Below are 12296 nucleotides of genomic sequence, written 5' to 3' on the forward strand. Positions count from 1 at the left end.
CTGCTATTCTTCGTCGTCGCCGATGTCGACCACCAGCGTCGGTCGGCCGACACGCTCGACGACGCGTTCGGTGACGCTACCGAGCGAGGCTACCCGGTCCCGGCCGGTCCGGCCGTGAGTGCCCATCGCGACCAGATCGGCGTCGATCTCCTCGGCGTAGCTCGTGATCTCGGTGTGGGGAATCCCTTCGCGGCGCTCGCGGACGATCTCGACGCCGGCGTTCGCGCCCGCGGTCTCGGCGGCGGAAAGCGCGGCATCGCCCTCCTCCTCCAGCGTGGCGATCACGTCGTCCTGGGTGTCCTCGTCGGCCGCGAGGTACAGTCTGCGGTCGACGACGTACAGCGCGTGGACCGTCGCGTCGTTGTCGGCCGCGATGTGGAGCGCGTGATCGAGCGTCTCGTCGGTGCCGGCGCTGCCGTCGGTCGGAACGAGTATCCGGTCGTACATATCTGGGCGGTTCTCCGGGCGCACACTTGAAACACACCCCCGATCCCCCACGCCGTGACCGGCGCATGACACAACGTCGCACAACGAACCAAGAGTTTACACTGTTAGCCCGTGAGCAGCCATTTCTTCACGAAAGAACCACCAATTTTAGTAAGGAGGGTTACGACATGACGAATATGGTCGACAAAGACGACCTGCGAGAGCAGCTGATCGACGCCTTCGAAGGAGCAGACTACCCGGTCAACAGCCCGATGGACCTCGTTCCGGCCCTGCCGAACGGTCCGTCCACCACGTTCGAGTCCGGTGACTTCAGCATGACCGCCATGGAGCTCAACCAGAAGGGCGGCGGCGGGGACTTCCCCTACGACGACGTCGACTCGCTGGTCGGCGACATCATGGACGGCCTCGAAGACGAAGGCTACGTCTAACGCCGCGAACCGATCCCGTTTTTTCCTGACCCGACCGATCAGCGGCCGCTACGGTCGGTAGGCAGAACCCGTATCAACGTCCGACCCGTACCGGCTGGTATGTCACAGGACGCCGAGCGTGACCTGCCAGAGAGCGACGCGGAGTGGCGCGAGGTCCTCGACGACGAGGCCTACAAAATCCTCCGGGAGGCCGGTACCGAACCGAAGTTCAGCGGCGAGTACGTCGACAAGAAAGACGACGGTGCCTACGTCTGTGCGGGCTGTGGGACGGAACTGTTCGACTCGGAGACGAAATTCGAGTCGGGATCGGGGTGGCCGAGCTTCTACGACGCGGCGAAGGACAACATCGAGACCCGGGTGGACACCAGCCACGGGATGCGCCGGACGGAAGTCGTCTGTGCCACCTGTGAGGGCCACCTCGGCCACGTCTTCGAGGACGGGCCGGAGCCGACGGGCAAACGCTACTGCATCAATTCGGCTGCACTGGAGTTCGACCCGTCGGAGTAGTCGCCGCGAAACCTGTTGGAGCAGTATAGCTTATACGTGATGATGCATTGACCTGTCTCTGTGGTCGTCGCGGATCGGTCAGGGGATCGGGGGATGTCAGGGTTCGACGCAGTTACGGAGTGGGGAAGCGGTGCACGGGGGCGTATCGAGCGACTCGTATCGTCGACTCCGCGGGGCGGTCCCGCAGTCGTGGGTATCGTCGGCATCGGACTGTTTCTGGCCACCCTGCTGAACTTCTTCCGGGAACTCCAGCAGTTCGGGTTCGGGTTGCCACAGGTTGCGGCGGTCCTGTTCGGGGCCTGGCTGTCGGCCGTCGTCGTCTACGGTGCCCTCTACCTCTACGACAGCGAGTACACACCCGGTCAACGCTGGCTGGTCGCGGCCGCCTCGCTGGCCGGGGTCGTGTTCGTCTACCTCGTGATGTACGTCACCGTCTTCGTCCGCCCCTCGGTCGGGCTCCGAATCGGCGGCCCGACGCTCCAGTTGCTCGCCAGTGCCCACGCGGGCGCCGTCGCCGGCTATCTGATCGGCCTCCTCTACGTCAAAGCCCGGAACGACGCTCACCAGGCCCGGCAGGTCGGCCAGCAACTGGAGTTCATGCACTCGATCCTCCGTCACGACGTACTCAACAGCATGACGGTGGTGCGGGCCCGCGCCGAACACCTCGACCAGCAACTCGACGGGACCCACCGGGAGTCCCTGGACGCCATCCTGAACCAGACCGAGAGCGTCATCGACCTCTCACAGCGGGCCCGCGCGACGGTCGACGCGCTGGCGGCGAACGCCGACGTGACGCCCGAACCGGTCGACCTCTCGGCCGTGTTGCGCGAGGAGATCGCCACGGTCCGGTCGACCTACGACGCCCTGACCGTGACCGCCGACGTCTCCGACGACGTGGTGGTCCGGGCCGACGACATGTTGCCCGCCGTCTTCGGCAACCTGCTCTCCAACGCCGTCCAGCACAACGACGCCGACGACCCGCGCATCCACGTCACCGTCCGGGCCGGCGCCGAGTCCGTCGAGGTCCGCATCAGCGACAACGGTCCCGGAATCGCCGACGACGAGAAGGAGGTCATCTTCGAGCAGGGCCACAGTTCCAGCGGCGGCGGGTTCGGCCTCTTTTTCGTCCGCACGATGCTGGACCACTACGGCGGGTCGATCCACGTCGAGGACAACCAGCCGCGGGGCTCCGTGTTCGTCGTCTCCCTCCCGCGGGCCGAACGGGAGCAGACATCCGCCTTCGCCGGCGTCGGCGTCTGAGCGCCGGACAAACTGTCGGATTCGCTTGACAAGCTTTAGGCCACAGTCTCCCGTCTGTTCGGACTCGTGAGATCCGACCCGTGTCCGAGACGCTCCTGACCGTCCTCCCGCTGGCCGTCGTGATGGTAGCCGGCCCCCAGTTCCTGAGCGCCGTCTTTCTCGCCACGAGTCACCACTGGCGGCGGGCCTCGCTCGCGTACCTGCTGGGGGCGACGGTGTCGATCTCGCTCGTGGTCTCGGCTGTCTACGCGACCGGCATCGGCATCGCCGGCCGGACCCAGTCGCGGCCCCTCCTCGAGGTCGTCGTCGTCGCCATTCTCGCCGCGATGGGCTACGTCTTCTGGACTCGCGAGACGGCCGACCCCCCGACCTGGATGAGCCACCTGGAGACGGCGACGCCCCGCTTCGCCTTCCGGCTGGGCTTCCTGTTGCTCGGATTCTTCCCGACGGATATCTTGACCTCGGCGGCCGTCGGCTCCTATCTCGCGGCCGAGGGGCGGCCCGTGACGGACGCGCTCGCGTTCGTCGCCGCCACTCTCCTGTTGCTCGCGCTCCCCCCGCTGTCCGTCCTCGTGCTGGGCGAGCGGGCCGACCGTCTGCTGCCCGCGGTCCGGAACTGGATGACGACCAACGCGTGGCTGGTCAACGAGATCGTCCTCCTCGTGTTCCTGGTCCTCGCACTCACCTGAGAGACGGATCGGGTCGCGGCGGCCGGTGCTATCGCTCGGCGGGTAGCGTCGAAAGAAATCGAAGTGGGCTGTGTCGCTCGAAGCGACGGTACGAAACGAGTTACGTCCGAACGACGTTCGACGCGCGCGGGCCCTTCTCGGCCTGCTCGATGTCGAACTCGATCTCGGTCCCCTCGGTGAGGTCCTCGCCGCCAACGTCCTCCATGTGGAAGAAAACGTCCTCGTCCGCGTCCTCTGTGTCAATAAAGCCGTAACCGCCCGTGTCGTTGAAGAAATCAACCTTACCGTTTGCCATTGCGAATAGACGAACGCCGACTACACGGTTAAGCCTTCCGTATACGTTTTCTCGATCGGCGAAAATCTATACGAACGTGCTGCAGAACGCGAGAAATCTGGAACTACGGCCACGTACGGTCGGTTCTGTCGCGTCTGGTGTCCGATCCGTCACGAAATGGGGGATATTTAACGGTCTCGGCAGTTCCCGGTGGCCGCTGGCTTCGATCACCGTCACGCGCTCAGCCGTGTGGTACGTGCTATCGAATCTTCCGGATCACTTTACCGTCTTCGGCTCGTATTAAAGGTGTGAGTGAAGAAACAGGGCGACGGAATCTCCGGATGCCCAACGACGACGAGCTGTTCGCGGTCGTGACCGAACACAACGGTGGGAACCACGTCCGCGTGCAGTGTGAAGACGGCGAAAACCGAATGGGCCGGATCCCCGGCCGCATGAAATACCGGACCTGGATCAGCGAGGGCGACGTGGTACTCGTCGAACCCTGGGACTGGCAGGACGAGAAGGCGAACATCGAGTGGCGGTACGACGGGCAGGACGCCGATCAGCTCCGCGCCGAAGGCCACATCGACTAATTCCCTTATCCGATCTCGATAGCTGCGTCGCCGAGATACATCTTCACACCGTCGCGGCTGTGTTCCTGGTCGCTCCGACGAGGCTATACGTGTCCGCGCTCGTTGTCCTCTGTGGATTCTCACGACGTTCGCCGAGAGTGGGCCGGCCGGTCCGGCGAGTATTCCCCGGAGTATTACGCCCACTACGGTCCGGACAAGAGAAGCGAGTCGCTGCGCGCGACCTTCGCGGAGCACCTCGACCCGGACGCCCGCGTGCTGGAACTGGGCTGTAGTTCCGGCCGCCACCTCGCGCACCTCCTCGATCACGGCTTCGAGAACCTCGAGGGCATCGAGATCAACGCCGACGCGTTCGAGACCATGGAGGACGCCTACCCGGACCTCGCGGCCGCGGGCACCTTCTACTGCGACGCCATCGAGAACGTCGTCGAGGACTTCGAGGACGACCGCTTCGACGCCGTCTTCTCCGTCGAGACGCTCCAGCACATCCATCCCGACGCCGACTGGGTGTTCGCCGAACTCGCCCGGATCACCAGCAGCCTCCTCGTCACGATCGAGAACGAGGGCGACGAGGGGGACGAGAATGGGGACGTGAACTACGTCCACGACGACTTCCCGCTGTACTATCGGGACTGGAACCGGGTGTTCACCGACCTCGGGTTCGACCAGATCGACGTCGAACACGGCGAGCGCGACACCGTCCGGACGTTCCGCGTGCCGGAGTCGGTCGATCGCTGAGCGGTCGGCCCGCTCGGTCGCTACTCGTCGGTGCTCCCGCTCTCCGAGAGATCGCTCCCTTCACGCTCGTCCAGTGCGTCGAGGTCCCGCTGGTCGTTGAACTCGTCTTCGGGTCCCGCCTGGCCAGTCAGTTCCCCGTAGAGTGCCTCGCGGGCCTCCGCCGCGGACTCGAAGCGCTCGTCGACGAGTCGGTCGAAGACGCTGCCGAGGCTCTCGGTCTCGTTGGGGAGATCCAGTTGCTGATCCGCGTACTCGGTGGCCAGTTCCTCGCTCGTGACCGGGTACTTCTGCTCGCCGAGCAGTTCGGCCGCCTCGTTCAGCATGTCCTCGACGCTCTCGCTCCGGTCGTGCTGGCGGTGTCGTGCGTTCTCGCTCACGCTGTCGTGGTCGGGCTGTTCGTCGGCCATCGCGCGCGGTACGGGACCCAACCGGAAAAGGCGTGTGCGGACTCTCCACTGGCTGACGGGAGTACGGACGGCTTACCCGACACCGACGTTCGTGGGACTCCCCGATCTATCGTCCGTCAGTCGTCGCTGTCCGTCCCGGATTCGTCGATATCGAGCTCGGCCGTGTCCTCACCCACGAGCGCGATGTGGCCGTAGTTGAGTCCCGCGACGAACACCGAGCCACCGACGACGTTCCCGACGGTCGTCACGAGGAGAAAGCGGCCGAACTCCACGAGGGTGACGCCGGTGCCGAGGAACGCGGCCCCGAGTACCTCCGTTGTCCCGAGGATCGCGTGGTGGAACGGCCCGAAGCCGATGGTACTCGTAACGACGAGGATGATCAGTATCTGGCCGACGGTGTCCCGACTCGCTGCGACCAGCCACGTCGTCAACCCCATCAACCAGCCGGCGACGACACCCGAGAGGAGGATCGCCCACGACGAGTTGGCGAGCAGCGACCGTGCGAGACTGTCGAACGCCGACGCGGCGACGATGTCGAGTGCCGGACCGAGGACTGCGATGAGGCCGGCGAACAGCGCACAGCCGACGAGGTTGCCGACGTAGACGACCCCCCACAGCCGACCCAGTTGCCGGAGACTCGTTCGACCGTCCAGCAGGGGCAACACGGCCAGCGTCGTGTGTGCTGTGAACAGTTCCGTCTGCCCGAGGACGACGAAGAGGAACGCGATCGAGGAGGCCGCCGCGAGCACGAACCGCTCGACGAACACCGAGGGAAAGGTCGGCGAGAACGTCAGCACCATGCCCATGAACAGCGCCCCGAAGCTGAGGTTCAGCCCGGCCGAGAGCCCGGAGACGAGCAGTCCCTTACTGGGCCGGTCGAGTTCCCGAACGGCGTTTTCCATCTCCCGTTCGAGGATGTTGCTGTAGGAGAGCGATCCTCCGGACGGCTCGTCGGAACTATCACTCACGATCGAAATCCCCCTATATCGGGCCGGTACTGGTCCCCCTTCGGACCGTCGGTATATCGACGGTCCGCAAAAAGGTATGGGAGGAATATCGGCCTCGGCACTCATAGGGTTCGTCACGGCCGGGTCGTCAGGCCGGCTCGGAACCGCACGATCGTCATCGGCCGATTCGACGTAGACGGACCGGCCCCAAGTCGGTTTCTCTTATACTGCCGGACAGAAGCTCGTACCCGTCAGCGGCCGTGTCGGCGGGAACCTATCGCTACCCTCGTTCTCGATACACGCCGGTTGCGACATGGTCTGTCCGACAGTATCAGGCGATGTCCCAGCGGTCGGCGGTGACGCCGTCGACGCCGGCGGCCCGCAGGTCGGCGATCTCCTCGGAGGTCTTGGCGGCCTTCCAGGCGATCACGTTCAGCCCTTGGCCGTGGGCCCGCTCGACCACGTCGGTGTCGATACAGAGGTCGTAGTGGGGGTGGACGGCGTCACAGCCCATCTCGACTGCGGTCTGCAGGTTCGCGGTCGGGTCTTCGGCGAACAGATACCCGGTCTGGACGGACCAGTCGAGGTTCAGGACCGATTCGAGTGCGGCGGGCTGGAACGACGAGATGGCCGCGTCGACGCTGTGGTCGGCGAGTACTTCGCGCACGTCTGCGGCGAGGCCGGTCTCTTTGAGTTCCAGTTGCGCGCCGACGCCCGGCGGGACCGCGTCGAGGACGGCCCCGAGGCGGGGGATCGGTTCGCCCGAGCCGGCCACGTCGAGCGCGCGGAGTTCGGCGAGGGTGAGGTCGGCGACGCGACCCGTCCCGTCGGTCAATTCGTCGACGTACTCGTCGTGGAAGACGACGAGTTCACCGGAGCCACAGCGGCGCACGTCGACTTCGACCGCGTCGACGTATCGACCGGCGCGTTCGACCGCAGCGACGGTATTTTCCGGACACTGATCGGCGCATCCCCGGTGACCGATGATCTCCATCACCCGAGGCAAGGGATAGGACGAGGTTAACTGTGTCGCAAGCCGCGCCACCCGGTGGTAGTCGTCGGCTGTGTATTTCGGTCCCGACAGGGCCGCTATCGCGGAGTAAGTGCCGATGAAGGGGTGTATTCGGATGCTACCATCACGTTCCGACGTCGAGTTCGTCGGACGGGTTCAGGGGGAGTTTGCTCCGCGCTGCGATCCGGTCTCTGGGATAGTTGATCTCGATGTGGTGGGTGGGCGGGATGGTCACGGCCTGGGTCGGGACGGTGGTGTAGAGTCCGGGGTACCACTCCCGTCGATTGGCGGCGAGCCAGTCCCGTGCGGCGCGGAGGTTCGACCGGTCGAGCACGCCCACACCCGCGTGCTGGCGGCCGGTAATGAGACCGTAGTCCGTGACGCGGTCGCGGTCGTCACACCGGATCGCAGTCGCTTCGGCCTGTCTCCCCGGGAGGCAGGCGACGACGTTGCGTTCGTCCGTGGCTGCGTTGCGCGCACACAGGCGACCGACGGCGCTCTCGGTCACGATCACGTCGCCGTTGACCACGAGCACGTCGTCGTCGATACGCTGGAGGCCGCGGCGGAGCGACTCGGCGTTCTCGTAGTCGGCCCAGTCCTCCAGCACGACCGTGCGAGCGTCCCCCACCTCGTCGCGAACGTTCTCGTAAGCGTGGCCTAACACGACCGTGACGGCGTCCGTGTGGGGGTCGATGGCCTCCCGCTGGCGCTCGTACAGCGTCCGCCCCGCCAGATCCATGAACGCCTTCGGCACGTCCGCGGTCGCGCCGCCCATTCGGCTGCCTTCGCCGGCCGCGAGGATCACTGCGTGCATGCGACCACCTCCTGGGCCGCCCGCTCGCCGGCACGACCGTCCATCGGTATCCCCAGGTCCGTCACCGTCTCATCGACCCGCTTTGCGACCTCCCGTGGGTATCCCTCCTCGTACACCCGTTCGACGGTCGATAGCGCGAGGTCGTCGGTCTGGACGCCCACCGCCGGAATCTCGTGGTCGGCGGCGGTGGCGGTCAACTGGATCAGTGGCCGGCCCGTGTGGAGCCACTCGGTGACGACGCCCGAGCAGTCCGAGAGCAACACGTCGGCCCACAGCAGGCTCTCCCGGGGCGTCGACGCGTCGTCGAAGGTGACGTTCGGCAACTCCTCGATCCGGTCGCGACAGCGCTCGGTCACCGAGCGGCCCGGTTCCTCGACCCGGTCCATCGGGTGGGGGCGAAAGCGCAAGGCGAAGTCGGAACCCGCGAACGTGTCGAGCACGGCCTCGGCGGTCTCGAGATAACAGCCGCCGCCGTAGTTGTGGTTGGTCGGCGCGTACAGCACCCGTCGCTTCCGGGGCGGGTCGCTGTCGACGAGGGCGTCCGCTTCCGGGATGCCGACCGTCGCGACTCGGACCGATTCGGGGAATCCCTCTCGATACCGGTCGGCCCACCGGTCGCCGGGGGCCAGCGCGACGGTCAGCGTGTCAGCGAGATCCCGGGTCGTGGTGGCTGTCTCGCCGCGTCCCAGTGACGCCCCGTGGCGGAGATGAACCACCGGATACCGCTCGTGGTAGGTCGGTTCGTCGTCGAGGACGGCCGACTCGAAGCGGTGGTTCTTGACGATCACGTCGGGGTCGATCTCGTCGATCGCTGCGTCGAGGGCGGCCGCCGAGTCGATCGGTCGGTGATCGGGAAGTGGGTCCTCGTCGCTCGCAGCGGCACCCAGAGGCAACACCGCGGACTCCTCGGGGACGTGTGTGTCGATCGCGGCGAACGTTTTCCGCATGAACTGCCGGTCGAATGTGTACAGAACGTTGACCATGGTACGATTGATACCGCGGATACCTGTCTGTCGATGCCACCGCCGTAGCCGGACGTACGGAAACTCAATCTACATATGCTACCATAGTCATTAATTTTTTCGCGTGACTAATAGACGAATGAACACTACAACGCGGGAACCGAACGGTACCGAGGCGATAACCGATCCGTGACCGATCAGTCCGCGATCCGTTCGCGAGCGGCGGCGACCAGGAGGGGGAGGGTGATCGTCGCGTCGGCGTAGACGGAGGCGTTGCGGGCGGCTGTCTCCAGTTTCCCCCACGACCGGGCCTCCTCCAGGGTGGCCCCCGAGAGGCCGCCGGTCTGGGGCGGGTCCATCGTCAACTGGACCGCCAGGTCGTAGGCCTCGGGCGCGACGAGCATCGTCTGGAGGACGTAGTTCTTCGGGACGCCGCCGCCGACGACCAGTGCGCCCGTCCGGTCTGCGTCGAAGGCCTGGTCGGTGAGCGTGTCCATGTCCGACAGCGCGTCCAGGGTGAAGTCGGAGGTCTGGTTGTACATCCACGCTTGCAGGCCCAGCACGGAGTCCTGTACCGCCGGACAGTAGATCGGCACGTCGGACTCGTAGGCCGCGGCGGCGATGCCGGGATCCTCGTCGATCCCTTCGCGCTCGTTGACCGCGGCGTTGGCCTCGCCCAACTTCTCGGTCAGTCGCTGGATGCCGACGGTTCCCTCCTCGGCCAGCGGCGGGAACACCTCCTCGCGGAGATGTGACTCGAACAGGGCGAAGTGCTCCTGTGGGAGATAGACGTTGTAGATCCGATCGACGCCCTCCTCACGCAGTTGCTCGTCGTGTTCGCGCTCGTGCTCTTCGTCCGGCACGTGGCCGTGGTGGTGTTTGCCGCCGATCCCTTCGATGGTGTCGTGGGTGAGGTTCGCACCGGTGGTCACCAGCGCGTCGACGTGGCCGTCCCGGATCAGGTCCGCGACGATCCGACGCATCCCGCTGGGGACCATCGCGCCCGCAAGCCCCATCATCACGGTCACGTCGTCGCCGAGCATCTCGGCGTAGATGTCGACGGCCTCGTGGAGGTCCGCCGCACCGACGCCCGCCTCGCCGTACTCCTCGGCCAGTTCGCCCACCGTCATCCCCGCCCGCGCCTCGGCGTGACCGATGGGATCGTGGTGGAACGCTTCCCGCGGTGGCTGTTCGTGCGCTCCGTCGGCGTCGCCGCTCTCGTCGTCGCTCATTGGGCCTCACTGGCCGCCGAACGCGCTAAAAGTCCGCGATTGTCGCCGACCGGCAGGCCGGATCGTGCGTCGGCGGTCGACACCGCCCTACCCTCCCGGACGCAGGAGCGGACGAATCGCCGTTTCCTATCACCGATTGTGACAGAAAATAAACTTATATCGCGTCGCGTCCGAGTGAGCGTATGGCCGAGACCGTCACCGAGTACGAACATCTCGCCGCGAAGAAACGCCAGCGCCGGGGCAACGCCGAACTGGCGACGGTGACCGACGTGGCCGTCGGCCGCGAGCGCGTGGTCCTGACTGCCACATTCGAGTGGGCTCCCGATCCCGTACGCCTCTCCTACGACCTCGACGCCGACCGGGACGTGCTGAAACTCGAACGGCTGACCGAGACGGCTGGCTTCGACTTCGAGCAGGTCGCCTTCCTCGAAGGTGAGTCGATCGAGTTGACCTACACCGGCGACGAGTGGGTCCCGAGCGCCCACCGGGCGCAGATCGAGGGCGCGGGCTCGGCCTCCGAGACCTTCCGGACCGAGTTGCGCCTGCTGACCCGCGAACTCGCCCGCGCACCCAACCTCCCGCGCCGAGGGATCGAGGCGATGCGGACCGCGTCGACCCGCCAGCTCGTCGTCGGCGTGATCCTCGTCAAGAAGTTGCTGATCGCCGGCCTGCTGGTCTGGCTCCTCGTCTGAGTCCGCTAGTTCGTCGTGACGACCTCCAGCACGTCACGGTGATCGAGTTCCGTGTCGGCCCCGACCTGCCGGCCCGAGCGGGCGTCGATCCCGTGGAGGAATCCGTCGCCGATATCGGAGTGGAGGAAGTAGGCGAACTCCTCGGCGGTCGCGCGCTCGGGCAGGACGAAACAGTCCTGCAGGAACTCGCCGTTATCGCGGGGACTGCCGTCGCCCGGGAAGATCGCCTTCGCGCCGAACTCCTCGAACAGCGCCGTCTCCAGCGCTGTCTGGACGCCGGTCCCCTCGAACTCCTCGACGAATCCACGGATCTGTTCGAGACCGGCGGCCTGCTCGTCGCTCACGTCGCCGACGAGCTCGAAGTCGGCCGCCCCGGGGCGGTACTCGACCGCGCCGCCCTCGTCGGCGGTCTTCAGCGCCTTCTCGGCGTGGGCCGACACCGGAACCACCGTCAGGTGGTCGTAGTCGGGATCGGTCGTGATTTCCTCGTAGTTGTCCTGCGCGGCGGGCGTGTCCATCTTGTTCGCCGCGATCACCATCGGCTTGGTCCGCTTGCGGATCTCGCGAGCCAGTTCCTCTCTGTCTTCCTCGTCCCACGCGTCGGGATCGAGTTCCAGATCCAGCGAGAGGATCACCTGCTTGATCTCGTCCTCGTTCGTTCGGAAGGCGCTCATCTGCTCGGCCAGTTCGACCTCGATGTCCCCGTCCTCGCCGTGATAGCCCGAGCGGTAGCGCTCGATGCCCTTCTCAAGGACGTCGAGATACCACATGTCGAGTTCGTTCTCGAGGAAGTCGATGTCCTCTCGCGGGTCGTGATCCTCCGTCGGTTCGCCCTCGATGTCCGTCTCGCCCGAGAAGTCCACGACGTGGACCAGCACGTCCGCCTCGTTCAGATCTGTGAGGAACTGGTTACCCAGCCCGCGCCCTTCGTGGGCCCCCGGGACGAGGCCAGCCACGTCGACCAGTTTGACGGGGACGTAGCGAGTCCCTTCCCGGCAGTAACCGTGGTTGGGCGTACACTCGTGGCCGAACTCAGGGGCCGCACACTCCACCCGGACGTAGGCCTCCCCCACGCTCGGGTCGATGGTCGTGAACGGGTAGGCCCCCTCGGGCACGTCGTTCATCGTCGCCGCGTTGAAAAACGTCGACTTCCCCACGGAGGGCTTGCCGACGAGACCGATCCGATAACTCATTACCTCCCGTACTATCGAGCCGCGCTAAATGGTTTTGAATTTGATAGGTTGTGCGTGAGAATCACTCGCAGTCGTCGAATCGGAACTCACGGCGGAACCTGGAC

The 12296-nt window shown here is 65.8% G+C and carries 16 protein-coding genes; 7 read left to right on the top strand and 9 right to left on the bottom strand.

The window, feature by feature from the left end; all coding sequences use genetic code 11:
- Positions 1-3: 3 nt before the first annotated feature.
- On the bottom strand, positions 4-447 hold the full coding sequence (locus BV210_RS13300) for a universal stress protein (RefSeq protein ID WP_077207114.1): 444 nt from the start codon (positions 445-447) through the stop codon (positions 4-6).
- Between the two features lie 176 nt (positions 448-623).
- On the opposite strand from BV210_RS13300, the gene BV210_RS13305 reads away from it, so the two are divergent.
- From BV210_RS13305 to BV210_RS13320, 4 genes are all read left to right on the top strand, one after another.
- Entirely contained in the window at positions 624-875 is a 252-nt protein-coding gene (locus tag BV210_RS13305; RefSeq protein WP_077207115.1) for an MTH865 family protein, read from the top strand.
- Positions 876-974: 99 nt separating this feature from the next.
- Positions 975-1382, top strand: coding sequence for a peptide-methionine (R)-S-oxide reductase MsrB (gene msrB, locus BV210_RS13310; RefSeq protein WP_077207116.1), 408 nt, complete (start codon positions 975-977; stop codon positions 1380-1382).
- 93 nt (positions 1383-1475) lie between these two features.
- Positions 1476-2642, top strand: a complete 1167-nt coding sequence (locus BV210_RS13315) for a HAMP domain-containing sensor histidine kinase (protein WP_157526015.1) — start codon at positions 1476-1478, stop codon at positions 2640-2642.
- A gap of 122 nt (positions 2643-2764) precedes the next feature.
- Positions 2765-3331 carry a GAP family protein gene (locus BV210_RS13320; protein ID WP_084802699.1) on the top strand — a complete coding sequence of 189 codons (567 nt, stop codon included), beginning with the start codon at positions 2765-2767 and terminating at the stop codon, positions 3329-3331.
- A 100-nt stretch (positions 3332-3431) separates the two neighbouring features.
- Here BV210_RS13320 and BV210_RS13325 read toward each other — a convergent pair whose 3' ends face one another.
- Positions 3432-3626: a cold-shock protein gene (locus BV210_RS13325; protein WP_077207119.1), complete on the bottom strand. Its 195-nt coding sequence runs from the start codon at positions 3624-3626 to the stop codon at positions 3432-3434.
- 287 nt (positions 3627-3913) lie between these two features.
- On the opposite strand from BV210_RS13325, the gene BV210_RS13330 reads away from it, so the two are divergent.
- Both BV210_RS13330 and BV210_RS13335 read left to right on the top strand, forming a co-directional pair.
- A complete protein-coding gene (locus BV210_RS13330; protein ID WP_077207120.1) occupies positions 3914-4198 on the top strand; it encodes a translation initiation factor eIF-1A in 285 nt (94 codons plus the stop codon).
- 111 nt (positions 4199-4309) lie between these two features.
- The gene (locus tag BV210_RS13335) at positions 4310-4933 is read left to right on the top strand and encodes a bifunctional 2-polyprenyl-6-hydroxyphenol methylase/3-demethylubiquinol 3-O-methyltransferase UbiG (protein ID WP_077207121.1); all 624 of its coding nucleotides are present in this window, start codon (positions 4310-4312) and stop codon (positions 4931-4933) included.
- 20 nt (positions 4934-4953) lie between these two features.
- Here BV210_RS13335 and BV210_RS13340 read toward each other — a convergent pair whose 3' ends face one another.
- The 6 genes from BV210_RS13340 to BV210_RS13365 form a co-directional block, all read right to left on the bottom strand.
- A complete protein-coding gene (locus BV210_RS13340; protein ID WP_077207122.1) occupies positions 4954-5340 on the bottom strand; it encodes a hypothetical protein in 387 nt (128 codons plus the stop codon).
- Between the two features lie 116 nt (positions 5341-5456).
- On the bottom strand, positions 5457-6308 hold the full coding sequence (locus BV210_RS13345) for a formate/nitrite transporter family protein (RefSeq protein WP_077207123.1): 852 nt from the start codon (positions 6306-6308) through the stop codon (positions 5457-5459).
- A gap of 310 nt (positions 6309-6618) precedes the next feature.
- On the bottom strand, positions 6619-7281 hold the full coding sequence (locus tag BV210_RS13350) for a glycerophosphodiester phosphodiesterase (protein ID WP_077207124.1): 663 nt from the start codon (positions 7279-7281) through the stop codon (positions 6619-6621).
- Between the two features lie 142 nt (positions 7282-7423).
- Complete coding sequence (locus tag BV210_RS13355) at positions 7424-8113, bottom strand: NTP transferase domain-containing protein (RefSeq protein ID WP_077207125.1); 690 nt, start codon at positions 8111-8113, stop codon at positions 7424-7426.
- Positions 8101-9096: a CDP-glycerol glycerophosphotransferase family protein gene (locus tag BV210_RS13360; protein WP_077207126.1), complete on the bottom strand. Its 996-nt coding sequence runs from the start codon at positions 9094-9096 to the stop codon at positions 8101-8103. The genes BV210_RS13355 and BV210_RS13360 overlap by 13 nt, the downstream gene beginning before the upstream one ends.
- 176 nt (positions 9097-9272) lie before the next feature.
- Positions 9273-10307, bottom strand: coding sequence for a deoxyhypusine synthase (locus BV210_RS13365; RefSeq protein WP_077207127.1), 1035 nt, complete (start codon positions 10305-10307; stop codon positions 9273-9275).
- A gap of 182 nt (positions 10308-10489) precedes the next feature.
- On the opposite strand from BV210_RS13365, the gene BV210_RS13370 reads away from it, so the two are divergent.
- Entirely contained in the window at positions 10490-10999 is a 510-nt protein-coding gene (locus tag BV210_RS13370; RefSeq protein ID WP_077207128.1) for a hypothetical protein, read from the top strand.
- 5 nt (positions 11000-11004) lie between these two features.
- Here BV210_RS13370 and BV210_RS13375 read toward each other — a convergent pair whose 3' ends face one another.
- Complete coding sequence (locus BV210_RS13375) at positions 11005-12192, bottom strand: redox-regulated ATPase YchF (protein WP_077207129.1); 1188 nt, start codon at positions 12190-12192, stop codon at positions 11005-11007.
- Positions 12193-12296 lie beyond the last annotated feature (104 nt).

Origin of the sequence: Halorientalis sp. IM1011, from assembly GCF_001989615.1 — an archaeon.
In the GTDB taxonomy this organism is placed as follows: Archaea; Halobacteriota; Halobacteria; order Halobacteriales; family Haloarculaceae; genus Halorientalis.